Annotated in this window: 1 protein-coding gene; it reads left to right on the forward strand. The window is 45.7% G+C overall.

What is annotated here, in order from left to right:
• On the forward strand, positions 1-351 hold a 351-nt coding region (locus AB4238_RS03565), incomplete at its 5' end, for an adenylosuccinate synthetase (protein ID WP_372031358.1).
• Between the last annotated feature and the right edge of the window lie 34 nt (positions 352-385).

The following is a 385-nucleotide window of genomic DNA, read 5'->3' on the forward strand; positions in this document are numbered from 1 at the left end:
ATGAAGCGCGCAGTTCAAATCAACAGCGTAAGCGGCTTCTGCTTGACTAAGCTAGATGTTCTAGATGGTCTTGAAGAGGTGAAGATTTGTGTCGGCTACCAGTATCCAGATGGAACTGTAGCAACAACAACTCCGCTTGCAGCAGAAGGCTATGAGCAGGTAACCCCTGTTTTAGAGACTATGCCTGGTTGGAGCGAAACAACATTCGGCGCAACATCTGTAGAGCAGCTGCCACAAGCAGCAATGAACTACATTAAGCGTTTAGAAGAGTTGCTAGAAACGCCAATTGATATTATCTCAACGGGTCCGGATAGAAACGAGACCATGATTCTGGTGAATCCGTTTAGTTAATAAAAAGAGGCCGCGATTAGCGGCCTTTTTATTG

The sequence above is a fragment of the Shewanella sp. 10N.286.45.A1 genome (assembly GCF_041470405.1).
Lineage (GTDB): Bacteria > Pseudomonadota > Gammaproteobacteria > Enterobacterales > Shewanellaceae > Shewanella.